Source organism: Marinomonas sp. HM11-D (assembly GCF_057626615.1).
Genome location: NZ_JBMMKT010000003.1, coordinates 111,970 through 136,243 on the forward strand (window position 1 = coordinate 111,970; position 24,274 = coordinate 136,243).

22 protein-coding genes and 1 riboswitch are annotated in these 24,274 nt (G+C 47.5%); of the genes, 7 read left to right on the plus strand and 15 right to left on the minus strand.

The features are described 5' to 3' along the window. Window positions 1–102 precede the first annotated feature (102 nt). Together ACOSVP_RS05080 and ACOSVP_RS05085 are read left to right on the plus strand one after the other, a co-directional pair. Window positions 103–1,035 (plus strand): DHH family phosphoesterase, encoded by a 933-nt coding sequence (locus ACOSVP_RS05080; RefSeq protein ID WP_487346405.1) that lies wholly within the window; start codon window positions 103–105, stop codon window positions 1,033–1,035. Then, window positions 1,010–1,855 (plus strand): TOBE domain-containing protein, encoded by an 846-nt coding sequence (locus ACOSVP_RS05085; RefSeq protein ID WP_487346406.1) that lies wholly within the window; start codon window positions 1,010–1,012, stop codon window positions 1,853–1,855. Before ACOSVP_RS05080 ends, ACOSVP_RS05085 begins: the two co-directional genes overlap by 26 nt. A gap of 20 nt (window positions 1,856–1,875) precedes the next feature. Here ACOSVP_RS05085 and modC read toward each other — a convergent pair whose 3' ends face one another. From modC to ACOSVP_RS05105, 4 genes are all read right to left on the minus strand, one after another. After that, window positions 1,876–2,976, minus strand: coding sequence for a molybdenum ABC transporter ATP-binding protein (gene modC / locus ACOSVP_RS05090; RefSeq protein ID WP_487346407.1), 1,101 nt, complete (start codon window positions 2,974–2,976; stop codon window positions 1,876–1,878). Next, on the minus strand, window positions 2,973–3,662 hold the full coding sequence (modB, locus tag ACOSVP_RS05095; RefSeq protein ID WP_487346408.1) for a molybdate ABC transporter permease subunit: 690 nt from the start codon (window positions 3,660–3,662) through the stop codon (window positions 2,973–2,975). The genes modC and modB overlap by 4 nt, the downstream gene beginning before the upstream one ends. Window positions 3,663–3,668: 6 nt before the next feature. Then, window positions 3,669–4,424 carry a molybdate ABC transporter substrate-binding protein gene (modA, locus tag ACOSVP_RS05100; RefSeq protein ID WP_487346409.1) on the minus strand — a complete coding sequence of 252 codons (756 nt, stop codon included), beginning with the start codon at window positions 4,422–4,424 and terminating at the stop codon, window positions 3,669–3,671. 230 nt (window positions 4,425–4,654) lie between these two features. Then, window positions 4,655–6,298, minus strand: coding sequence for a tannase/feruloyl esterase family alpha/beta hydrolase (locus ACOSVP_RS05105; RefSeq protein WP_487346410.1), 1,644 nt, complete (start codon window positions 6,296–6,298; stop codon window positions 4,655–4,657). A gap of 291 nt (window positions 6,299–6,589) precedes the next feature. Beyond that, window positions 6,590–6,688, plus strand: a riboswitch (TPP riboswitch). 74 nt (window positions 6,689–6,762) lie between these two features. Between ACOSVP_RS05105 and thiD the strand changes: the two genes are divergently transcribed. After that, window positions 6,763–7,575, plus strand: a complete 813-nt coding sequence (thiD, locus tag ACOSVP_RS05110) for a bifunctional hydroxymethylpyrimidine kinase/phosphomethylpyrimidine kinase (RefSeq protein WP_487346411.1) — start codon at window positions 6,763–6,765, stop codon at window positions 7,573–7,575. Here the strand turns inward: thiD and ACOSVP_RS05115 are convergent, their stop codons facing one another. Both ACOSVP_RS05115 and ACOSVP_RS05120 read right to left on the minus strand, forming a co-directional pair. Further along, window positions 7,576–7,935 carry a hypothetical protein gene (locus ACOSVP_RS05115; protein ID WP_487346412.1) on the minus strand — a complete coding sequence of 120 codons (360 nt, stop codon included), beginning with the start codon at window positions 7,933–7,935 and terminating at the stop codon, window positions 7,576–7,578. It lies immediately after the preceding gene. Further along, a complete protein-coding gene (locus ACOSVP_RS05120; protein ID WP_487346413.1) occupies window positions 7,928–8,821 on the minus strand; it encodes a LysR family transcriptional regulator in 894 nt (297 codons plus the stop codon). Before ACOSVP_RS05120 ends, ACOSVP_RS05115 begins: the two co-directional genes overlap by 8 nt. A 106-nt stretch (window positions 8,822–8,927) precedes the next feature. Here ACOSVP_RS05120 and ACOSVP_RS05125 point away from each other — a divergent pair, with 106 nt between their 5' ends. Beyond that, complete coding sequence (locus ACOSVP_RS05125) at window positions 8,928–9,785, plus strand: MBL fold metallo-hydrolase (RefSeq protein ID WP_487346414.1); 858 nt, start codon at window positions 8,928–8,930, stop codon at window positions 9,783–9,785. A gap of 122 nt (window positions 9,786–9,907) precedes the next feature. On the opposite strand, the gene ACOSVP_RS05130 is transcribed toward ACOSVP_RS05125, so the two are convergent. The 4 genes from ACOSVP_RS05130 to ACOSVP_RS05145 all read right to left on the minus strand — a co-directional run bounded on the left by ACOSVP_RS05130 (window position 9,908) and on the right by ACOSVP_RS05145 (window position 14,200). Beyond that, window positions 9,908–11,206, minus strand: coding sequence for a TRAP transporter large permease (locus tag ACOSVP_RS05130; RefSeq protein ID WP_487346415.1), 1,299 nt, complete (start codon window positions 11,204–11,206; stop codon window positions 9,908–9,910). 1 nt (window position 11,207) lies between these two features. After that, entirely contained in the window at window positions 11,208–11,720 is a 513-nt protein-coding gene (locus tag ACOSVP_RS05135) for a TRAP transporter small permease (protein WP_487346416.1), read from the minus strand. A 69-nt stretch (window positions 11,721–11,789) separates the two neighbouring features. Further along, a complete protein-coding gene (gene dctP / locus ACOSVP_RS05140; RefSeq protein WP_487346417.1) occupies window positions 11,790–12,797 on the minus strand; it encodes a TRAP transporter substrate-binding protein DctP in 1,008 nt (335 codons plus the stop codon). A gap of 575 nt (window positions 12,798–13,372) precedes the next feature. Beyond that, on the minus strand, window positions 13,373–14,200 hold the full coding sequence (locus ACOSVP_RS05145) for a pyridoxamine 5'-phosphate oxidase family protein (protein WP_487346418.1): 828 nt from the start codon (window positions 14,198–14,200) through the stop codon (window positions 13,373–13,375). Window positions 14,201–14,403: 203 nt separating this feature from the next. Between ACOSVP_RS05145 and ACOSVP_RS05150 the strand changes: the two genes are divergently transcribed. Continuing rightward, entirely contained in the window at window positions 14,404–14,748 is a 345-nt protein-coding gene (locus ACOSVP_RS05150; protein ID WP_055461276.1) for a cupin domain-containing protein, read from the plus strand. Between the two features lie 327 nt (window positions 14,749–15,075). Beyond that, window positions 15,076–16,350, plus strand: a complete 1,275-nt coding sequence (locus ACOSVP_RS05155) for a cation:proton antiporter (protein ID WP_487346419.1) — start codon at window positions 15,076–15,078, stop codon at window positions 16,348–16,350. Between the two features lie 49 nt (window positions 16,351–16,399). Here the strand turns inward: ACOSVP_RS05155 and ACOSVP_RS05160 are convergent, their stop codons facing one another. Continuing rightward, window positions 16,400–18,169 (minus strand): diguanylate cyclase, encoded by a 1,770-nt coding sequence (locus ACOSVP_RS05160; RefSeq protein ID WP_487346420.1) that lies wholly within the window; start codon window positions 18,167–18,169, stop codon window positions 16,400–16,402. A gap of 75 nt (window positions 18,170–18,244) precedes the next feature. Next, on the minus strand, window positions 18,245–18,733 hold the full coding sequence (locus ACOSVP_RS05165) for a GNAT family N-acetyltransferase (RefSeq protein WP_487346421.1): 489 nt from the start codon (window positions 18,731–18,733) through the stop codon (window positions 18,245–18,247). Window positions 18,734–19,134: 401 nt separating this feature from the next. On the opposite strand from ACOSVP_RS05165, the gene ACOSVP_RS05170 reads away from it, so the two are divergent. Beyond that, on the plus strand, window positions 19,135–19,557 hold the full coding sequence (locus ACOSVP_RS05170) for a TOBE domain-containing protein (RefSeq protein ID WP_487346422.1): 423 nt from the start codon (window positions 19,135–19,137) through the stop codon (window positions 19,555–19,557). 67 nt (window positions 19,558–19,624) lie between these two features. Here ACOSVP_RS05170 and ACOSVP_RS05175 read toward each other — a convergent pair whose 3' ends face one another. The 3 genes from ACOSVP_RS05175 to ACOSVP_RS05185 form a co-directional block, all read right to left on the minus strand. After that, window positions 19,625–20,227 (minus strand): flavin reductase family protein, encoded by a 603-nt coding sequence (locus ACOSVP_RS05175; protein ID WP_487346423.1) that lies wholly within the window; start codon window positions 20,225–20,227, stop codon window positions 19,625–19,627. Window positions 20,228–20,377: 150 nt separating this feature from the next. Next, window positions 20,378–22,960 (minus strand): TRAP transporter permease, encoded by a 2,583-nt coding sequence (locus ACOSVP_RS05180; RefSeq protein WP_487346424.1) that lies wholly within the window; start codon window positions 22,958–22,960, stop codon window positions 20,378–20,380. A 90-nt stretch (window positions 22,961–23,050) separates the two neighbouring features. Next, the gene (locus ACOSVP_RS05185; protein WP_487346425.1) at window positions 23,051–24,019 is read right to left on the minus strand and encodes a TAXI family TRAP transporter solute-binding subunit; all 969 of its coding nucleotides are present in this window, start codon (window positions 24,017–24,019) and stop codon (window positions 23,051–23,053) included. Window positions 24,020–24,274: the final 255 nt, after the last annotated feature.

Consider the following 24,274-nt stretch of genomic DNA (forward strand, 5'->3'; position numbering starts at 1 on the left):
TGCAGTTACATTAATAAAGCGTTACATTAATTTTCACACAGCAACTGATAATCGCTGATACACTTAAGACCATTGTTATTGAACTCAGCTAGGGACGTTAATATGAGCAACGAAAAGTTTCGACTGGTTACTCGCAGTGATTTTGACGGTTTGGTTTGTGCCGTCCTTTTAAAAGATTTGGACTTGATTGACGATATTTTATTCGTGCATCCAAAAGACATGCAGGATGGCAAAATCGACATCACCGCTCAAGACATCACCACTAACTTGCCTTACGTTGCAGGCTGTCACCTAGCCTTTGACCATCACTTAAGTGAAACGGTACGTAACGACAGCAACATCGAAAACCACATTATCGATCCTAATGCCCCTTCTGCAGCCCGTGTGGTCTACGACTACTACGGTGGCAAAGAGCGTTTCCCATACATCTCAGAAGATATGATGGATGCAGTGGATAAAGGCGACTCGGCCCAGTTCAATGAAGACGAAGTGCTCAACCCAACGGGTTGGGTATTGCTGAACTTCATCATGGACGCCCGTACCGGGTTAGGCCGTTTCCGTGAGTTCCGTATTTCTAACTACCAATTGATGATGCAGCTGATCGACTACTGTAAGAGCCACACGATCGAAGAGATTTTGGCCCTTGAGGACGTTAAAGAGCGCGTTGACCTGTACATGGAACACGACGCTAAAGCCAAAGAGCAGATCAAGCGCTGTGCCAGTGTGCATGGCAACCTAGTGCTGCTTGACCTTCTGAACGAAGACATCATCTACACGACCAACCGTTTTGTGATTTACGCACTCTACCCTGATTGCAATATTTCGATTCACAAAATGTGGGGTCTAAAACAGCAAAACACGGTATTTGCCATTGGTAAGTCCATTTTGAACCGTTCTTCTAATACCAATGTTGGTGAGCTGTGTTTGCAATACGGCGGTGGCGGTCACTTGAACGCTGGTACTTGCCAGATTGCCAATGACCAAGCAGAACAAGCCTTAGCAGACATCATTGCCATCATTAATAAAGATGGCTGATCCGCTCAACTCACTTGAGCAAAGCCAAACTGGCCAGTTAGCGGGAAATCTGTTCCTACAAACTGGCCAGAACAGTGCTTTTGCCGCGCAACAAATCGACCTACTGCGAGCGGTGAAACAGACCGGCTCCATTTCTAAAGCTGCCAAAGAAGTGGGCATCAGTTATAAGACCGCTTGGGATCGAATTGATGCCATGAATAACTTGTCCGCAGAACCCTTGGTACTGCGCGCCAGTGGTGGTGCTAAAGGTGGTGGTACGCAATTAACCGATCTGGGTGAGCGCATTATTGCAGGCTTTCAAGCCTTGATGGATGAGCATGCCAAGTTCCTAGCACGTCTTGGTGAACAGCTCCACTCACTCAGTGATATCGCTAACTTTGTTCGTTCGGAGCAAACGCTGACCAGTGCTCGCAATCAGTTTCGCGGTCACGTGATTGACGTTCAGCACGGTGCCGTGAATACGGAAGTCACCCTAGCCATTGGCGCAGACCAGAACCTAGTGGCCATGATCAGTCGTGACAGCGCGGAGCAATTAGCACTGCAAAGCGGCAAGCCAGCCATTGCTCTGGTCAGTGAAAGCTCGATACTGCTAAGCAAAGACCTGACACTTGCCAGCAGCGCACGCAATCGACTGATCGGTACTGTTTCTCGTATTACAGAAGGGGCGGTGAACAGTGATATCGCTATTGATTTGGGACAGAGCAAAACCCTAAGTGTCGTCATCACTAACGCCAGCTTAAGGGAATTGGCGTTACAACCAGATCAGCCAGTGGCGGCGATCTTTAAAGCACCTAGTGTGATCTTGATGAAAGCCGACTGATATCGGCTTTTTATTGGAAGTTAGCGTACAATCGCCACTGATTTAATCTGCGCCCACACGGCATCCCCCACCTTTAATTGCATGGTATCCAGAGAACGCTTAGTTAAGCGGGCGATCAATACTTGTCCAGCACTTTGTAAACGAAGCAATACCATGGCCGCGTCCTGATCAGGCGTGACGTCTAAGATGGTCACGGGTAAACGATTAACAATACTGGATTCATCATGAACAGCCCGCGACAAGCTCACATCACGGGCCAAGATACGTACCCGCATGTCACTGCCGACGTCATCGCCCGCATCACGTACCCAAAGACTCGCCTCGCCACAGGCGACTTTCGCCAAATGCCATTGCGGTTCACGCTCGATCACTTGGCCTTGCCAGACAGCTCCCGTATCAAAGCCAGATAACGCCCTTAGATCCGTGCGCGCAAAGACTTCAGACAACTCACCTTGGGCGACCAATTTACCGCCGTCTAACACCACTACATGATCGGCCAGTTGGGCAATCTCATCCACTGAGTGACTGACGTACAGAATCGGAATATCTAAGCTGCTTCTAAGCTTCGCCAGATACGGCAAGATTTCTTGCTTGCGGGCATTATCCAAGGATGCCAGTGGCTCATCCATTAACAGAATCCGTGGCTGAATCAGCAACGCTCTGGCAATGGCCACCCGTTGACGTTCACCGCCAGACAACTGGCTCGGATAACGCGATAAAATCGGTTCAATGCCCATTAATGAGACGATCCGATTAAAATCTTCCGCACTGGTGGGCTCCTCAGCTCGCTTAATAGCAAACTTCAGATTTCCCAATGCGGTGAGATGCTCAAACAAGCTCGACTCTTGAAACACATACCCCAAGGGACGCTTATGGGTCGGCAAAAACTGCTTAGCATCCTGCCACACTTGCCCCTGCACTTCGAGATAACCGGACTGAGCACGCTCTAACCCAGCAACACAGCGCAAAAAAGTCGTCTTACCAGAACCGGAATGACCGAAGATAGCAGTGACCCCTTGGCTTGGTAGTTGTGTGGCAACGTCCAATTCAAACGGTAACACGCCTTTACTTTGGCGCGTTAAGCGAAACTGGGCATGGATGGTATTAGGCGAAGCACTCATGATTTCACTCCCCAAACACCACCAGACTGACGATGAAAGCCATACACACCCAGCAGTACCACAAAGGAAAATGCCACCATTAAGCCAGCCAGTACATGGGCTTGACCATATTCCATGGCTTCTACGTAATCATAAATCTGCACCGAAACCACCCGAGTTTCTTGGGGAATATTGCCACCGATCATCAGCACCACACCAAACTCCCCTACGGTATGAGCAAAACCTAGAATCGCCGCCGAGATAAACCCAGGCTTGGATAACGGCAATACAACACAGAAAAAACGCTGCCATGGACCCGCGCGCAAGGTGGCGGCCACTTCCATAGGACGATCCCCTAAGGCTTGCATAGCATTTTGAATCGGTTGCACCACAAAGGGTAAGGAATACACCACCGAAGCGATCACCAGCCCCCAATAGCTAAACGGCAATAAGCCGATACCTAGCTGCTGAGTGATCTGACCAATCACGCCATTGGGGCCCATGGCAATCAGCATATAAAAACCCAATACCGTAGGCGGCAATACCAAAGGTAAAGCAACAATGGCTCCGACAGGGCCTTTAAGCCATGAACGAGTTCGCGCTAGCCACCAAGCGATCGGCGTGCCGACCACTAATAGCAACACAGTGACTGTGGTGGCGAGGCGCAAGGTTAGCCAGATCGCGTCCAGATCTGCTTCGGTGAACATAGGTAGTTACTCAGTTTGGTAGCCGTAAGAGTGAATGATTTCGTGTGCTTTAGGGCTTTGTAGATAAGCCATCAAATCACGCGCTGCGACGTTGTCTTGGCCTTTTTTCAGCAATACCGCATCTTGGCGGATCGGGCTGTACAACTCGCTTGGCACAATCCAGCTGGAGCCTTGTGTGACATGGCCTTCCGACATGATTTGCGATAGCGCGACAAAGCCTAAATTCGCATTGCCAGTCGCCACAAACTGGTAAGTTTGAGCAATGTTTTCGCCCTGTACCCACTTGTCTTTAGTCGCTTCCGTTAGATCCAAAGCCTCAAGCACTTCCGTCGCCGCTAAACCGTATGGTGCTAACTTAGGGTTCGCCAAAGACAGCTTATTAAAGTCACCCGAGCTTAAACGCGCATAGTTATTATCAATAAAATCAGGCAAGGACGACCACAGCGCCAAGGCTCCAATGGCGTAGGTAAAACGGCTGCCATCCACCACGAAGCCATCTTGCTCTAGCTTCTCAGGCTTAGCTTGGTCGGCGGAAAGAAACACTTCAAACGGGGCACCGTTTTGAATCTGCGCCAGAATTTTACCGGATGAACCAAATGACAACACCACATCATGGCCAGTGTCGCTTTCAAATTGCTCGACTACCGATTTCATGGCACCGGTAAAGTTCGCCGCCACTGCTGCATGAACTTGATCCGCCACCGCTTGGTTGGCAACGACACAGCCTAAGACTAGCCATGGCATTTGTTTAATAGGGTTCATCCTGTTCTCCTTCGATCATAGTGGCCAAATGAGGCCGTTCAAATTTCGCTATATAATCCATTACATAACGAAATAGCTCAAGCAACAGCCCTAAGAAATCGTCGAATTTTGGAAAAATCCGCACCAGAATGTCGCATTAAGTGATTTTTCAAGCGTGATATAGAAAACTCTGCTGAAACAAAAACGCCCCAGCGGATCGCTGAGGCGTTCTTGAAAGCACTTAGAGGCGATTAAGACGCGGGCGCTTCACAGTGATAAGACGCTAGTTGACTCACATCACCACCATCAAATTTCGCATATTGCGGGAACGGACAAATCGGCTGCGTTTTATTTGGGAAAGACTCTCCTTTCGCTGGCAGATTGACCGGTGCTTCCTCTTTCTCAACCCAATTTTCAATGGCTGCTAATGGATCAAAGTTATTGAATGCCGGACCACCACCACAGTGAGTCATACCCGGCACCATAAATAAGCGTGCCCAATCATGGGTTTCCGCCATATCTCCGCCGTCTGTGTCTTGGCTGACATTTTTGTACCAATTAGCAATATCGTCCGCTGAAAACACTGGATCGGATAAGCCTTGGTAAACAATCACCTTGCCGCCTTTAGCCTTATAGGTTGTTAGGTAAGTAGCGACCGCATCGTTAAGCGCCGCAGTTTGATGCATGTCTTCCATATCTTTATCAAAGTCGAAATCTAAGGTGTTAAGCTCAGGACGTGGTGGCGTTAGGAAATAGAACTTCACAGAACCAGCCCCCAAAGACAGATTCAAGGCATCCGTTTTGGTCGCATCTTCAGAGAAACCTAATTTCCATGCACGCCAGCCTGGAGCAGACATTCCACTATCATAAGGCCATGTGCTGTAAAGTTTGTCACCACGGCTGTTAACGGGTCCAGCCATGACTTTTCCTAAGGCATCAATTTTCGCTGAGGACAAGCAGGCTGTAGCGTTTGTACCATCGCACTGCAACACCTTAGGATCAAAGTGACAGGCTTGGTAATTGTTGATCACGCCATCAATCGAGCCATCCAGTGCATCACAAGACTCCAACACCGATTTGCTCACTAAATTCAAGTCCGCTTGCGTTAGAGCCTTAGATAAGATTGGACGACCTTGCTCATCTTTTGGCGCAATACTCATTAAAGCTTGAGAGTCCCATGCTTCTGCAACACCTGCACGACTTAAGTGAAAGCCAGGGTTACCCGCGACAATACCATCAAATTCATTAGGGTAACGCTGTGCCGCCATCATGGCTTCACGACCACCGTTGGAGCACCCCATAAAATAGGTATAATCTGGTCGTTGTGAGTAGTATTCGTCGACGATTCGTTTCGCCTGAACCGTTACTTTGCCAATCGCCGCATAAGCAAAATCAAGACGAGCTTGCTGATCAAAGCCAAACTCAGGGCTTGGCGTCGGATGACCACCATCCATAGAAACAACCGCATAACCTCGGGTTAACGCTGGTGAAGCGGTCGATTCATTCACTGGAATGCGCCCCAGTGCGTTGGCAAGAAAGCCGTCCACACCGCCACCGCCTTGGAATAACAAACGCTGTTGCCAATTGCTAGGAAGGCGCATTTCAAAATGAATGCCGTAAGGCTTACCATCCGCCCCAGTGCGCTCTTCAATCACCCCCTGAACAAGGCAGTGCGCTGGCAAATCCACATCAGACATATTAGCGCCAGTAAAAGCTGCCATGGGGTCTTTTGCGGCAGGACCAGCTGCCACCCATTCGGCCTTGGTGATTTCTACATTATGCTCACTTAGGTCCATTAACCCCGCACACATCTGATCACTTGCGTAGGCCATTGGCGCTGCCAAACCTGACAAAGCCAAGCTCGGCAGCAACACCTTTTTCAAAACGCTATTCATTTTCGACTCCTTAGCTATTTTGCCCTTCATGTCGCAGTCCCATGTACAAATCGTACCGTGACATATGCTTTATCGTTATAGCCTATAACGATACAAAAAGCCTATCTTACGCCCTTGCGTAAACGCATCAACAACACTGAAAGATAGCCTAAATATTACCTATATTTTCAATTAGAACAGCCAGTTATGTAACAAAGTCTAGAATTCCTTACGGTTATAGTTAGGACGAAATATACGGACAATTTTGCTATGAACGCTAGCTATAAATCACTGCAGATTGATATGATTAGTTCCACATAGTCGGGGAGCAAAACTGCTGAGATCGCTTAAGCGAGACCCGTTGAACCTGATTCAGTTAGTACTGACGTAGGGAACTATGGGAAAGATTCTGCTTAGCCCAACCATTGTCCTTGGTGTGAGGCGCTGTTTTTCTTCCCGTTCCTTTGCGTCGTAAAGGAACCTTTATGACCCAAACCACCCCTATTACGCTCACCATTGCTGGCTCTGACAGCGGCGGTGGCGCAGGCATTCAAGCCGATATCAAAGCCATTTCAGCAACCGGCAGTTACGCTTGCAGCGTGATTACAGCCACCACCGCACAAAACACCTTGGGCGTCAGCGACGTACATCCGATCCCCGCGCAGCATGTAGCGGCGCAACTCGATGCAGTATTCAGCGATCTAGCTATTCAAGCGGTTAAGATTGGTATGTTGGCCGATGCAAATATTATCAAGGTGGTCGCGGATAAACTGCGCCACTATCAGCCTAGTTATGTGGTATTGGACCCAGTAATGGTCGCTACCAGCGGTGATCTATTGCTTCAGCAAGAAGCCATCAAAACCATGCAGTCGGAGTTGTTTCCCCTAGTGGATTTGATTACCCCGAATCTACCGGAAGCAGCAACTTTGCTCGGTAAGGCTACACCTCACACTGAAGCCGAAGCGCTCGCTATGATTGACGAGCTAAAGCGTTTGCCAGCGGCGGTGTTATTAAAAGGTGGGCATCTAGCAGAAGGGCCAGACAGCAAGGACTGGCTGATTAAAGACGAGCAAGTGCTGCTGTACTCTAGCCCAAGAATCGCAACCAAAAACACCCATGGCACGGGCTGTACCTTATCGGCAGCGATTGCTTCATTTTTGGCACAAGGGCTTGCTCTTGAAAGCGCCGTTGATCAAGCGAAAACCTATTTAAGCCAAGCCATTGCGCACGCGGATGAATTGAACATAGGCAAAGGCCATGGCCCGGTGCATCACTTTTTCAAACAAGCGAACTCATGATTAGTATTGCCACTGACCTTGTTCACGGACGATTTCAAGACCCGCACCACAGTTGATTTCCAGAGCGCCATGTTCAAACAAAGTAAACTGGCGCTTATCATCGCGAAAACGGTAACCAATAAACTGACAAGGGGTTTCACCGTCAGCACAGAGGCGATGTAAGGTACGACCTTCATAGTGTTGCACCTTACCGGATTCCTTCAGGGTCAGTGCAAATGACATTTTCTGACAGGCCACCTCACCTTCAGGGCAGCGGGAGGTCACATCAATTTGATACGACTCAGTGGTGAGCGTTTGTGCGCTGGCAAGCGTTGCACTAAAACAGACAGCGACAATCGCTAATAGCGAGGGTTTAGTCATCAAAATACTCCTTCATCTTGATTACCATAAAGTCGATAAAGCTACGTAGCAAGGGCGACATTTGTTTGCGAGTGGCATAGATACCATAAATACCGAGCTGGTTCGGCTCAAACTCTGGCAACAACGAGACTAACCGCCCGTCCGCCAAATGCTGTTTAACCGAATACCAAGGCTGCAGGCTGATACCACCGCCTAATAGGGTGCTACGCAACAGCAGCGTAGAAATATTGCTGCTAAGGTTACCTGATACCGCCACGCTGGTCTCCCCTGCAACGCCTTGAAATTGCCATAAACTTTGACCAAAGTAGGAATAGGTCAAACAGTTGTGCCGTGATAGCTCATCAATGGTGCGTGGCATGCCTTGCTCGCGAAGATATTCGGGACTGGCGCAGACTACCGAACGGCAAACGCCCAACTTACGCGCCACCAAATTCGGGTCCAAATCATTGGTAATGCGTATCGCCAGATCGATGCGCTCCTCGACAAGATTGACCGAACGATCGCCCACCAGCACATCGATCTTCACCGCAGGATACAAGCGTAAATACTCATCCACCGCTTGAATCAAAAAATCATCGGCAAAAGTATGACTACAGGTGATGCGCAGTAGCCCACGAGGCTCACTGTCGGGACGAATCGCCAATTGCTCCATTTCATCGCCGATGGAAAGCATGGTGCGTGCACGATCCAGCACATCTTCCCCAGCGCCCGTCAAACTGATACGCCGCGTAGTTCGGTGTAACAGACGCGAGCCCATCCAGCGTTCCAGCTCCGCGATATAACGCGTCACCATGGCACGAGAAATATCCAATTGATCTGCCGCCGCCGTCAAACTGCCGCGATCAGCAACCGTTACAAAGACTTTAAGAGCCGTTAATCTATCCATTTTATTTGTTCGATATATGCAACAGTGAAGTTAATATTATGCCGTATTTGAACCATCTAGTTTGCAATATACTTTTCTCATTCCATTTCACCACGAGGTTTTAAGAATGAAAAAGTCATTGACCACTGCCCTAGCTGTCAGCGCTCTAACCCTAGCCGTTTCCAATGCTCAAGCGTTCGAAGTTGAAGTTTACAATGCCGCTCAGAATGGCATTTTCCCGGTATCTTCTGAGCTATTAGTGGGCGAAAAAGAAGCGATTTTGGTGGACGCTCAGTTTGATACGAAAAACGCCCAGAAGCTAGTAGATTTGATCAAAGCCAGCAACAAAACCCTGAAGCAGGTCTACATCAGTGGCGGTGACCCTGACTACTACTTTGGCCTTGAAACCATTGTTGATGCCTTCCCTAATGTAGAAGTCATTGCCAGTGAATATGTGGTGCATCACATTGAAGAAACCAAAGATCAAAAATTGGCTTACTGGGGACCCATTTTGGGCGACGCTGCACCAGCGAAAGTGATTGTGCCTAAGATCAACAACACCACTAGTCTAACGTTAGATGGCAAAGCCATTGAAATTAAGGCTATTAACACAGCAGATGCCTACCTATGGGCCCCTTCTGAAAAAACCGTGTTTGGTGGCGTCGCCGTGTCGAGCGGTTTGCATGTGTGGATGGCAGATAGCCAAACTCAAGCTGCACGTCAACATCGTATCGATACCATGAATGAAATCGTCGCTCTTAACCCAAACACAGTAGTACCGGGCCATTACGTCGGCGAACTGCCAAGTGGGGCAAGTGCAGCAGAATTTACCCGTGATTACATCAAAACGTTTGTGTCTAAATTAGATCAAGCCAGCAATTCAAATGATCTTGTTGAGGCCATGAAGGCAGCCTATCCTGACTTAAAACCAACGGATGGCTTATTCATCGGTGCCAAGGTCGCCACTGGCGAAATGAAGTGGTAATCCGACTTTAAAACGATAAGACAAAGAAAAAGCCAGTCACCCACAGAGTGACTGGCTTTTTCTATTCAAAGTACTGATCAAGAGACCGTTATACTTTTTAGCCTTTCTCCACAAATCTTGTCTTAAACAAAGCCAAGCAGACGTGGCAAGAACAAAGATAGTTCAGGCACAAAAGTGGTAATTAACATTACCGGCATGGCCACAAAGCCCATCAACGCCAACGCTGGCATCACGGTGCGGTGAATCGACACCTGACCGATACGACACGCCATATAGAGAATGGGCGCGACCGGCGGGCTGTTAGCACCGATAACGACTGAACAGGCCACGATTGAAGCAAAGTGCACAGGGTGTACACCGCTATCCACCATCAACGGCATAAACAAAGGTGCAACCACCACAGTTACCGATACGTCGTCCATGATCATACCAGCGATGATTAGGAATACGTTCACCGCAATCAAAATCAGCAATGGGTTTTCAATCAGCGAGCTAACCAATTGCGTTAGATCTTGCGGAATACGTTCCATCGCCAAAATACGGCCGATCATAAAGCTGAATAGCAAGATCAAAATCACCGTACCCGTTGTTTCTGCAGCCGACACTACACTGCGTGAGAAACGTTTAACGGTTAAGTCTTTGTAGATAAAGAAACCAATAATCATGGCAGCAAAAGCGGCTACCGCTGCCGCTTCGGTTGGCGTGAAAATACCACCGTAGATACCACCTAGGATGATGATTGGCAACGACAAGGCAGGGAAAGCACGTAACGTAGCGCGGGCTTTACTTGGCGCTTTTTCCATTCCTTCCGTGGCAGCGTTGTTAATCTCATCAAAGAAGCGACCAACACTAAAACGGTTCGCGATAATTAGACCAATAATCAATAAAAACGCAGGACCGATCGATGCGGCAAAACAAGCTGCCACGGACTGACGTGTTACCACGGCAAACAGAATCATGGTGATCGATGGTGGGATCAAGATCCCCAACAACGACGAAATACCCAATAGCGCAGACGAGTACCCACGAGGATAACCACGTTGTTCCAATGGCCCAATCATAATGGTACCGATAGACGCTACCGCAGCCGTTGCGGTACCCGCAATCGCACCAAAAATACCAGACGCCACCACCATGGATGCACCCATACCGCCACGGCGCTTACCGATCATGACTTCGATAAAGTCCACCAGACGCTTGGCGATACCACCGCTTTGCATCAGGTAACCGGTTAATACAAACAATGGTAAAGCGATCAAAATCACCGAATCTAATGAACGGTAACCTTGCAACATCAAGGTATTTAAATTGGCATCGTAGGCATACACCAAGTACGCCAAGACACCAGCAAATGACCAAGCGACTGGCACCCCAATGATCATCAATAGCATCAGCAGGCCAACTGCAATTAAACCATCCATACTACTGAACCTCTTTACTTAAACGACGCGCACTGGCAACAGAACAAATAAAGTCACGCAGTGAGTAACATGTACAACCAATCGCCGCCATCATGATCGAAGCCTGTGGCAGCCATAAAGGAATTCCCATACCTGGAGAAGATTGTGGACGGCGCATCCCCCACGCCAACATACGGTAAGACAACACAACAAAGAACACACAGATGGCGAAGGTAATCAATGAAATCAATGCCTTATGCATTAATTTCATGCGCTCATCGGTAATTTTTAATTCTACGAAATCCACCACAAGATGCTCATTGCGGCGACTAGCGATCAAACCACCCAGCATGTACAACCACATACCAAACAACATAATGAGCTCAAGCAAGCCCACGATAGACCAGCCAAATACATAACGAGCGAGTACTAAAAACAGCATCAGGCCAACCACTAACAGGCTCGACACAAATGCCGCCGCCTCCAACAGCCAACCGACACGTTTATCTAAATTAGAAAAAAACGTAAACATCATTGCTCCAGTTTAAGAAAAAACCAGCCCGATACGGGCTGGTCTAAAAGGAGTTACTTCAACAGTTAGAGCTTATAAAGGTGAAGCATTTTTGCGGATCACATCCATGATCTCAGAGCCAATCTCGTCATCCATTAGTGGCCATACTTTTTCACGAGCCGCTTTGGCGAACTCACGAATTTGCTCGTCGCTTGGCTCAAAGTATTCCATACCCGCTTTTTGCGCTTCAGCGATGTAGTGATCGTCTTGCTCTTTCGCCGCTTTGAACTGATCGTTCATGATTTCAGTGGCTGCTTCTTGGACAATCTTCTGCTCTTCTTCTGACATGCTTTCCCAAGCATCTAGGTTCATAGATAGAACGCCTGTCATGAAGAAGTGTTTCGTTTGTACGTAGTAATCTAGAGAGTCACGGAAGTACTCGTAATCCCAGTAGATAACGTTGCCAGCTTCACCGTCTACTACGCCAGTTTGTAGCGCTGTGTAAACTTCACCCCAGTCGATAGCAGCGGTTTGGTAACCTAGTGCTTGCATCGTTTGTGGTGCTGGGAATACCGTCATGGTACGTACTTTTAGGCCATCAGCGTCTTTGATGTTTAGCGCGTATTTGCCGCGTGAACCAACGCCGTTAAAGCCTTCTGGCCAAGGGCCAAAGAATTTCAAACCGATATCTTGGTAAACGCCACCTAGCATGTTGTTTACCCAACCACCTGGGCTGTAGGCTTTTAGCGCTTCATCCCAAGAAAGCGTCATGTAAGGCGTGTAGATAACGCCGATACGCTTGTCGTATGACGTCATTGGCCAGTTCAACATTACGTCCACATCACCGGCAACGTGTAGGTCGAATACTTCTTGCTGACCACCTAGTTCGTTTTGGTAGAAAACGCGCGTTTCAATTTCGCCGTTCGATTTTTGTTCAATCAGCTCACCCCATTTTTTTAGAGCATCACCCGCTGGAGAACCTGCAGTACCTGAGTCAGTCGCTAGACGAAGCGTCAATGCATCCGCACTGGCACTCATCAAGCAGGCTGTCGCAATAGCCGTTGAAAGCAATGTTTTGAACTTGTTTTGCATGCCTTTCATGTAATTCGTTCCTTTCTTCTTTTCATACGAGCAACACGAGGTTGCCGCGACAAGTGTCTTGAATCACACCTTACTGTCACCAGTAAGAGCGCCACTCAAAGCACCACCATCTGTATCGGATCGGTCGCATACCCTGCTTACGACTTTTTCTTACACAATAATTACATAATTACACATTTCTAATATTCGCATATTCTAATAAGCGACACATAGAGACAGTATTTATGTCGCAAATGGTGCTAGTTATCCATTCAGTCCATTAGCGTCTTATTTCAATTGGTAACATGAAAGTTATTGAAAAATATTGATATATATCAAGTCAGAATAGTGAACATAAATTCAGGAAGGGGTTTTAAGGCTAAAAACAAGAATACTTTTGGTTAAAGATGTCGCTAATAGGTTAACTTTAAAAGCATCATTTTGACGCTAGTCAATTTATCTCTTTTGGGGAGCATATTTTGCAGTCTGACGTCCATTTTACGACATATGAACCAGAAGGAAGAAAAACAGAAGCTTCACAAGTTGAATTTACCTGCGCAAAAAAAATGGCCGATCATCGGCCATTTTTAACAAGATTAATGCTGTTGTGTGGGACAAATGATACGGCCAGCTTGCAGGTGGAACATTTCCACGTCCGGATGGCTGAAAAAGCCCATTTCCCAAGGATTCTTTTCAATAAAACTATCGCGCACCGCTTCAAATAACGCACTGCCTTTGGGGATTTGATACACCTCTCCGGCAACAATGCTGTAGTTCCACTCAATGGCATGTTCGAAGGTAAAGGTCGCTCGACCATCGATGGCAAAGTAAGCCTGAGGCTCACGCTTTAAGATTTGTTCTTTAAACGTACCTTTAAAGGTGATGAAGAAAATATCGTCGTTGGCACTGGATAAGAACGCCATCACCGTCGAATGCGGCTGATTCATGGCATAACTAAATAAGACACCGATTTTATTATCAGACTCTTCCAAGTCGATCTCCGGTAGACTCTCGAGCGGAGAAATGGGCAATGCCTGCACCGGGCGCGCATCCACAGGAAAGTCATAATTTGGCGCGCGGTACTCTTTTACCACGGTAATGCCGTAGTACACCTGATATTCCAGTGCTTCTACCGTCACGGAAAAGGCCTTAGTGTTCGTTACCTTGCCCTTAAACGAGCCACGGTAAACTTTTAAATCTGCATCGTATTCAGACACGCCGGTACGATTATCCAAGTGGATCGTAATCAGCTGTTCAGGGAGTAATTGATGGCCTTTTGGCAAAGACAGCACTAATTCTGTGTCGGAAAGAAACTCAACACCACAAATCGCAATTTCCATATCATCCGATATTTCTACGTCTTTATAAGCGCCAGCAACCGCTAAAATACGATTACCAAATAACCCCTCAAGCGTCACTTCCACTTGGACTCTCCTCTGCTAATAAGCCTTTCACTTAAATTATAGAAGCATACTTTGATGATCGGCACATGACATTTTCATGCCAAGCTTGATCCAACTAGGGCAATACGACACGAATCACACAACATTTGGTCGGAACGAGGCAACCCAAGTCCCCTAGAGCACTCTACAATGCAGTATCACTCACTCAATTAAATGGAACTGTCATGTCTGATTTCATTACTGTAATGCGCGAAACTTGCCCAACTCCTGTTGTTGATGCGACTAAATGGAAACGCATTGAAGGCGAACCACACACAGTTAACCTAAACGCTTACCTATCTGAAGATGGCAGCAAAATCATGGGTACTTGGATCTGTACTCCTGGTAAATTCGAAGTTGCCTACGACAAGTGGGAATTCTGCCACTTCCTAGAAGGTTACTGCATCATCACTCCTGAAGGCGAAGAGCCAAAGCACCTTAAAGGCGGCGACGTGTTCGTAATCGAGCCAGGCATGAAAGGCACTTGGGAAGTTGTTGAAACAGTTCGCAAATACTTCGTATTCGCATAAGAATCTGTTCGCGCCTGCTGTCTAGGCAGGCGCATCCCTCTCCATACACGCTTCCTACTTCTTTCCCGCCGCCATTGCAATTTCATAAGCCCGACTTATAGCAATGCAAGACTTTTTAACGTTTTGTTTACTTATTTAACTAAAATAAGTGTTTTTATAGGATTAGCTAAAAAAACCGGAACTTTTAAAGTTTAGGGGCATATACTAGCCGTCGTTCTCGTGTTTAAAACTAAGCGTCGACCGTCTGCTTTCCCTACAAGCACCCACCCCTTCCCTTCGCTCGTGGGCGTTTAGTTGTAAACATGCTTGCCAACTTATGGGAATTATATGAACGCTTGGTACTTCCTCTGCCTTTTATCCGTTGTCGCGATCTTAATCGCATTCAGTAACCAATATGTTTTAAAACTGCAAACCACCATTGCCATCACCACGGGCTCGGTTGTCATCTCATTGCTGCTGATGGGATTTACTCAGTTTTATGACAACAGTTTCACCGAGGCGATCAGCACCTCCGTCGCCAGCCTCAACTTTAATATGTTGCTCCTTAACGGCATGCTCGGTTTCTTACTGTTTGCCGGCGCACTTGAAATTGACTTAAAGCTGTTACGCCATCAACGATGGGAAATCGCCATCATGGCGTTTGTCTCCACCATCATTTCGACCTTTATTGTCGGCGCCCTTTGCTACGGTGCATTGCACCTTTTAGGCTGGAATCTACCGTTCATCTACTGCTTACTGTTTGGTGCCTTGATCAGTCCAACCGACCCGATTGCGGTGCTGGCCATCATTAAGAAAATGAACGCGCCTGAGCGCATTTCGGTTCAAGTCGAAGGGGAATCTCTATTTAACGACGGTATTGGCTTGGTAGTCTTTACCACCATTTTCGCCCTTGCCTTTTCTGGTGAAACACCGACCTTCTCTGGTGTTGCTGAACTGTTCTTGGTTGACGCCGTTGGCGGTGTGGTATTTGGTCTAGTCATTGCACTGATCGCACACTGGTTAATTCGTTCAAGCCATGACACCAGTATCGAGCTTTTGATTACTCTGTGTATCCCAACAGCAGGCTATGCTTTAGCAAACGTGATTGGCATTTCAGGTCCATTAGCCATGGTGGTCAGCGGTATCTTTATTGGTAACGTGACACACACCAAGGGCTTCTCAGAGACCAGCCAAACGACTATGCATCATTTCTGGCACACCATTGATGCGTTTTTGAACTCTTTATTGTTCATCTTGATCGGTCTGTTGGTAGTGGTACTGCCCGTCACTTGGGAACAAGTTGGCTTAGGTCTATTAATGATTCCTGCGGTACTGTTAGCGCGCTTTATCAGTGTTGGCGCCATGTACAAGATCTTCCGCCGTTTCCGCGACTACGATCCTCATTCGGTGAAAATCTTAACCTGGGGCGGTTTGCGTGGCGGCTTGGCGCTAGCAATGGCGGCTTCCATTCCACAAGGTGAAGTCATGATTAACGACTCGGATTATCATACCTTAATCGTTGTCGTGACCTACATAGTGGTGATCTTCTCCATCATCGTACAAGGCTCTACTATTTCACCGATCATTCAGCGCAGTATTGATGAAGGCAAAGCCGCTCAGTAACGGCTAATGCAATGACCGAAAGCCGCCTTGCTCTGCATTGGCGGCTTTTTTATGCTTGGGTGCGGGCACTTTTTGAAAACACTTCCACCCGATTGCGCCCCAACGACTTGGCTTGATATAAAGCCTCATCAGCCCGACCAAATAGACGGTCAATACTGATGTCCACTTCCCCTTCCTCGCGGCTTTGAGCCACGCCCGCAGAAAGGGTCACTTGTACAGTTTGATTATCGCCCACTTGAATCGACAAAGCCTCAACCGCCAGTCGGATCTGCTCAGCAATATCGAGCGCTTTTTGTTTATTCATATCCGGTAGCATGATGGCAAACTCTTCACCACCAATGCGCCCTACTAAGTCGACGTCATCGACAATATCTAACATCACCTTAGCCACTTGAATAAGCACCTTATCGCCTGATTTATGGCCAAAGCGATCGTTCACCAATTTGAAGTGATCAATGTCCAGCATCAGCATGCAGTACAAAGCATTATCTATCATCAAAGCCTCTAGCGCTTGCTCGGAGGATTGAAAGAAGTGACCGCGGTTTGCAAGCCCCGTCAAATGATCAAAGTTTGCACGTCGCTCAAGGGCCTGTTGACCACGACGATTTTCAATCGCCACGCTGGCTAGATTGCTAGCAAAATCAATCAGTTCAAGATGCTTTTCAGTGGGCATTGAAGGGTAAGGATAATAGATCGCAAAGGTTCCCAGCACGTCACCCGCACTGGATAAAATAGGATCTGACCAACAAGATTTCACCTTGGCTAAGTCGGCTAAATGCGTAAAGTTCTTCCATAGCTCACTACGATAAATATCTGCAACGATGACTCGTTCCTTTCGATAAGCAGCAGTGCCACAGGAACCGAGACTCGGCCCCGGTGGGATGCCATCAATCGCTTTCATGTAGGCCGCAGGTAAATTCGGTCCGACGTAACTTCTTAAGCGGTTATTGTCATCCATTAATAACACACTGCAGATGGAATCCGGCAGTTCCGCTTGCACATGCTCCACCAATGCCAACATGATGGCTTTCAGTTTTTCACCTTTAGCCACCATTTCTAGCAACTTAGTATTAATCTCCAAACGCTCTTGGATATTAAAATGATCGGTGACATCGCTGTAATTGACCAAGCGACGCTCCCCCATGTAGGTCACGTTTAATTCTACATGACGTAATGAGCCATCTTTACAGGTCACTACCAACGAGCAAGTTTTGCTAAAGTCCCCTGTATGCTGAGCTTTGCGACTCGCTTCATACCAAGGCATCAAAACCGAATTCCGGTAGTTCACATCAGGAAATGCCTTGGCAAACCAATCCTCTAGAGTAGGAATCTCGTCATGCTGGTAGCCGAAAAGCTTTTCAAATGCGGGGTTGATGTATTCTATTTCTCCCGTTAGGGAATTCGACCAACCAATTGCCATTGGCGAGGTGTGTAGCACCTCTCGAAGTGAAAACGACTCTTGCTCTAAAAAGTGAGCTTGTTGAATGCTCGCAAGCTTGGCCGAAACCTCAAGTCGAAGCAGACGCACAAGAGAGTTTAATAAGGCGCTAATGTTTGGCGGTAGCAGGCTGATATCAGAACAAGCACCTCGCGCCAACACAGATATGGAAAAGGTCTCACAACCTGCAATAGAAACTTCGCGCTTGTAGACTCGAGTCGAATCAATGTCGAACTTAGTCAGTTGAGCTTGAGCAATAACATTGCCTTTGCTATCCATCAAGAAAGCAATCTCAGAACTCATCTTGTAGAAGTCATCCAATACCTCAGTCAAGCATTCAATATCCACCAGCTTTTGCAGTGGTAACGCTTTATTGGACATATGCTCTCACAATCTACTGATATCTTTGTTTCAGCTTAGCGCACCACATTCTAATGTGGGCGGTTTTCTAAAAAATTAGTTAATTAAGCAACGCATAATGTGCTGCGGCCCCACCGGCCCACCCAAATACAGTTCACCTGTGTCTTGATAACCGCACTTTTCATAGCAATGATAAGCCCCAGGATTTCGGCAATTCACCGTTAAATAAAGTTCCGTAATATTCGGATAGAACTGCTGTACCCATTGTGGTAACTGGCGTAGAGCTTGGGTCGCAATGCCTTGTCCCTGATAAGTTTGATCGACCATTACCATGCGCACCCCCGCACCGTAGTCAGGACAAAAATCATGCTGTACTGAGTACTCCAAGTCGAGAAAGAAAAAGCCTACCAATAACTCATCTTTTAACATGACGAACGGCAACTCATGATCCTTTAGTAGCTGAGCAAGGGTGAGCGCATTGGGCACGGCAAATTCCTCTTGCTCTGGACGTACGCGCAATTGTTGCAGCGCCTCATGATGCTCAAGGGTTAACGGAGCGATTGTTACCAAACTCGGTGTTTGCATGCAGCCTTCCTAAGGGTTTTATTATTCGTGACCACAGCCACAGTCTCTTCATTATAGAGGGCATTTCACTACCATTACCGATGTATTTGCGACATATTTGCATCATTATGGTGCAAATACCCTAAACAACAGACTGAAACTTTTTTATAATCACCGACGGTGAGATAGAAGCCTGTTTAAGCACGCCACTCCCAACTTAAATCGATCCAAAGACGCATCCGAATAATGATTACGAAAGGAATGATGCGAACGGCAGGAAGCCTAACCTCAGACATTTCTTTGCTAGCCTTCCCCTTCTTTAAACTGACTGTTATTGACTCCTTAGGTCAGCCATTCAGCCAGATCGAGCAAACTCGAGAACACCCATAGGTCTAATGACTTAAACCATAAAGAGAAACATCATGAAAACTAGCGCTCGTAATCAATTCCTAGGCACAATCACCGAACTAAATGATGGTGCGGTCAATTCAGAAGTCATTCTAAACATCGGAGCCGACCAATCAGTTGTTGCCATCGTCACCCAAGAAAGTGCTAAAAACCTTGGTCTAGCGGTTGGCAAAGAATGCACAGCACTGATCAAGGCTTCGTCAGTTATTTTGAGCAGTGACACGAGCGTGGTAACCAGCGCTCGTAACAAACTAGTCGGTACGATTTCAAACATCGAAACCGGTGCCGTAAACTCAGACATCACATTGGACATTGGTGGCGGTCAACGTGTGAGCGCGATTGTTACCAATACTAGTGCCAAAGAATTAGGCCTAGCGGTCGGCAACCAAGCCTGCGCTCTGTTCAAAGCACCAAGCGTTATCCTAATGGTTGGCTAAGACTTAGCGAATCCGGCATCGTCTACTGTCACGCAGGCGATGCTTCTCGAATTATCTGAATAGCCGATTATGGTCGCGCCAGAGCCTCAAGCTCTTTGGTAAAGCTGTAAAAGTCACCGCCCATCTTGCCAACACTGTCCAAAGCCTTCTGATTAATAGCACCGTCTTGGTACAAATGATCGGCTACATACACAGACACCACGTCCAAAAGCACTAGGCTGCCATTACCAGGTTGCTCGCCAATTCGCATCACTTCGCGCAGACGACACTCGTAACGCACTGGAGCGTCCGTAACCGACAGAGGTGCGACCATTTGACTTGGTTCAGACTCGATGTCTGCAAAATCAAATTCACTTTGCTCGGGTGATAGATTGGCACAGGTTAGGTTCATCTTCTCCAACGCCGCCGAATCCACGATATGCACCACACACTCCTTGGTGCTAATCAAGTTTTTCAAAGTGTCTTTATCTTCCCCTGTTTGCGGATTCACTTGGGTGTAACTCAATACCGGAGGATTGACACTGACGACACTAAAAAATGAGTACGGCGCAAGGTTATGGACACCCGATTCTGAGACAGTACTGATCCAAGCAATCGGTCGGGGCGTCACACCACCCACCAACAAGCGATAAATCTCGGGTGTTGCTAGGGACTCAGCCGCAATGTTCATAAGATCTCCTTCCTAGTTGTAAAATATTAAATTAGATTTAACTTATATATTATCCATATCTGATTCAAGATAATCTGCGCTTATGATGACACGAGACACAAAAACAAAAAACCGGAGGCAAGCTCCGGTTTTTCAAAGTGCTAGAAAGATCTAAGCAGTCAAACGCTTCTTCTGACGGCGGATAATCCACACTACCAATAGGAACGCTGGAATAAAGAACCACTCTTTCGCCGGACGATCATTCTCGACATCAAAGCCGGTGATTTCCCAATCGAAATCAAGCTGCATTTGCTCTGCAACGCTGCCCCAAGCAATGTTATCAATATATAAGCGGCCGTCTTCATCGCGCACTTCAAGGCCTGCACCTTGCGCTAAACGATCGCTTGCATCCCCTTCTGCACTAAGCGGTAGATCCACTGTTTTCTCAATCCAGCGGCCATCGAGGTTTTCTCCTTCTACCGCCAAACGAACACTCGCCAGATTCGGGTGCTGCTCAATGTATTGCGTCAACTCAGAGCCTTGGTAATGTTCGTGCGGCGCAATGATTTGATCCAACCAGAAACCAGGACGGAACAAGGTGAATGCCACTAATAACAGGATGGCACTTTCCCAACGCTTACTGCGCGCAAAGAAGTAGCCCTGTGTCGCGGCGGCAAAGATCAGCATCGCGGCCAGTGCGACAAAGAACACCACAACACCCTGATACCAGGTCACATCAATCAACAATAAGTCAGTGTTGAAGATAAACAAGAATGGCAACAAGGCGGTTCGCATAGAGTAGAAGAACGCCGTGAAGCCCGTTTTAATCGGATCACCACCCGATACCGCTGCGGCCGCAAAGGAAGCCAAGCCCACCGGTGGCGTCACATCCGCCATAATACCGAAGTAGAACACGAACATATGGATGGCGATCATTGGCACGATCAAGCCAGATTGTGCACCCAGCTCCACGACCACACTGGCCATCAAAGATGACACAACAATGTAGTTCGCTGTGGTAGGCAGACCCATCCCCAATACAAGAGAGATCAGCGCTACCATCAACAACATGATGATCAGCACGCCACCAGAGATCAGCTCGACAAATTCGGCCATCACTTGACCAACACCGGTTAGTGTCACGGTACCGACGATGATACCCGCCGTTGCCGTTGCCACACCGATACCAATCATATTGCGGGCACCGGTATTGAGACCTTCAATCAAGTCCCAAACGCCTTCTTTGAACTGAGTGCCAATACCGCCATGTTGGCGGAACCAAGCTTTGAGTGGCTTTTGCGTAATCAACACAAATGCCATCAGCATGCTTGCCCAGAACGCAGATAAGCCTGGGGATTTGCGCTCCACCATCAAGAACCACACCAAGACGATCAGCGGTACCAGATAGTAAAGACCAGAACGGTAAATCTCAGCAAACACTGGCAGCTTAACGATCTCACCATTGGTATCGCCCATGTCCAGATCTTTGGACTGAGCCGAGATATACAGCAAAGCAAAGTAGCCAAACACCACGAGCAATAACAAACCAAGATTCGACCAGTCCCCCAAGGCCCACTTAATCGCCACCACTAGGTAGTACAGAGCCCCTGCCAGAATCATCATGCTCGAGATAATGATACCTGAGCGTAATAGAGCGACTTTCCAAGGACGCGCTGGCGTTGAACGCGGTAAACCACGCATGTCCGCCTTGAGCGCTTCAAGGTGCACTATGTACAACAAAGCAATGTAGGAAATGGTGGCTGGCAAGAATGCATGTTTCACCACTTCGATGTAAGGAATGCCGACGTATTCCACCATTAAGAAGGCTACTGCCCCCATGACCGGTGGCATGATCACACCGTTCACCGATGACGACACTTCAACCGCACCAGCTTTCTCAGGACTAAAGCCGACTTTTTTCATCAATGGAATGGTGAAGGTACCTGTGGTTACCACGTTGGCAATCGACGAACCAGAAATCAAACCTGTCATGGCAGATGACAATACTGCCGCTTTTGCTGGGCCTCCGCGCATATGGCCTAACAGAGCAAACGCCACTTGGATAAAGTAGTTACCGGCACCTGCTTGGTTCAATAAAGCACCGAACAAAACAAATAGGAAGACAAAGCCAGACGATACCCCTAAGGCGATACCAAAGACCCCTTCAGTGGTCAGCCACATATGGGTCATGGCCTTTTCAAATGACGCCCCTTTCCAACGCAAAATCTCCGGCAACCAAGACGAATCGCCAAAGAATACATAGAGCAGGAAGACAATCGCCACCATCATCAGCGGTGGCCCTAAAGAGCGACGCGCTGCTTCTAGGGTCAACAACAAACCTACACCTGCCACCACCAAATCCATGGTGGTTGGCAAGCCTGGTCGCATCGCCAACTCATCATTGAATAAAAATAAGTAGGACGCACAGAAAGCGCCGATTACCGCCAGAGCGTAATCAAAAATCGGAATATGTTTGGTCGGACTACTGCGAAAGGCAGGAAACGCCATAAACGCCAGTGTCACGGCAAAGGCCAAGTGAATAGCACGGGATTGGGTATCGTTTAAGAAACCAAAACCAAATTGCGATGGTAGCGGTGAACCGATCCAAAGCTGAAACAAAGACCAACAAAGCGGTACGAGGAACAATAAGCCTAATGCAAATCGGCCGTGGGGAGCACGCTTACCCGTGTCCGCTTCGGCCACCATTTCATTAAGCTTATCAGTATCCATTGCTGTAGAGTTTTCTGTCGACATAGTAGTTACCTAAGTGCTGACGAAAAGAAGAAAAAGCGCCCTCCTACAGGGAAGGCGCTTTAAAGAGCAGGTAAATAAAGCAGCTAGGGGTTACTTCAATAGACCTTGCTCACGGTAGTACTTCTCAGCACCAGGGTGCAGAGGCGCTACCAATGAAGAGGTGGCCATTTCTTGTGGTTGCAATGGCGCGAACGCTGGGTGTAGACGCTTAAAGGCATCAAAGTTTTCAAACACCGCTTTAGTCATTTGATAAACCACTTTGTCTGACACGTCAGCAGAGGTCACGATGGTCGCCTTAGGACCGAAAGTGATCACGTCATTTGGGTTACCGTTGTACATGCCACCAGGAATGATGGCTTTCGAGAATTCTGCATGTTTAGTTTGAATACTTGCCGCTACTTCACCGTCTAGTGGGATCATGCGCACGTCACAGGTCGTCGTCGCTTCTTGCGCAGAACCGTTTGGTAGACCCGCTACAAAGATAGTCACATCAAACTTGTCGTCACATAGTGCTTGCGACATTTCCGACGATTTAAGCTCAGCAGCAAAAGCGAAGTCTGCTGTGGTCCAGCCTTTTTCCGCCATCAGCAGTTCCATCATGGAACGGTTACCGGAACCTGGGTTACCGATATTAACTCGCTTGCCTTTTAGATCATCAAATGACTGAATGCCAGAATCCGCACGTGCCATCAAATGGATTGGCTCTGGATGAAGAGAGAATACTGAACGTAGCTCAGGAAATGGATTACCTTCAAACTGGCCTTTACCTTGGATCGCTGCGGCTTGCACATCAGACTGCGCCACACCAAACTCAAGCTCGCCGGCACGGATACTGTTAACGTTGTAACCTGAACCACCCGTGGATTCGACTGAACAACGAATACCGTGCTCTTTACGATCTTTATTGATCATACGACAGATAGAGCCGCCTGCAGGGTAGTAAACGCCCGTTACACCACCGGTACCGATAGAAACGAATTGGGTATCTTCCGCAACCGACAAAGTTGCTGCGGCTGCGAAGGTTGTTGCTAAGACCGTTTTAAGCATTGCTTTCTTCATTGAAAATTCCTCGTTGTGTCATTTTTTTGTTATGAGATCGTAAAAACGAGGTTACTTATGGCAAGGACAATGCCAACTCCCTGAAAACCTCATAACACATTGATTAACAATAACTTTTTAAGACTTAAAAGCCATTTCGTTAAGCGCATGCTTTATAACTATAGTTATAAGTTTGATAAAATACAGGTCAATGCATAGGCCCTGGCCTTTAAAATTGGGGGCTGCAAAGAGCGCTATAACCTTTTTTATAGCTAT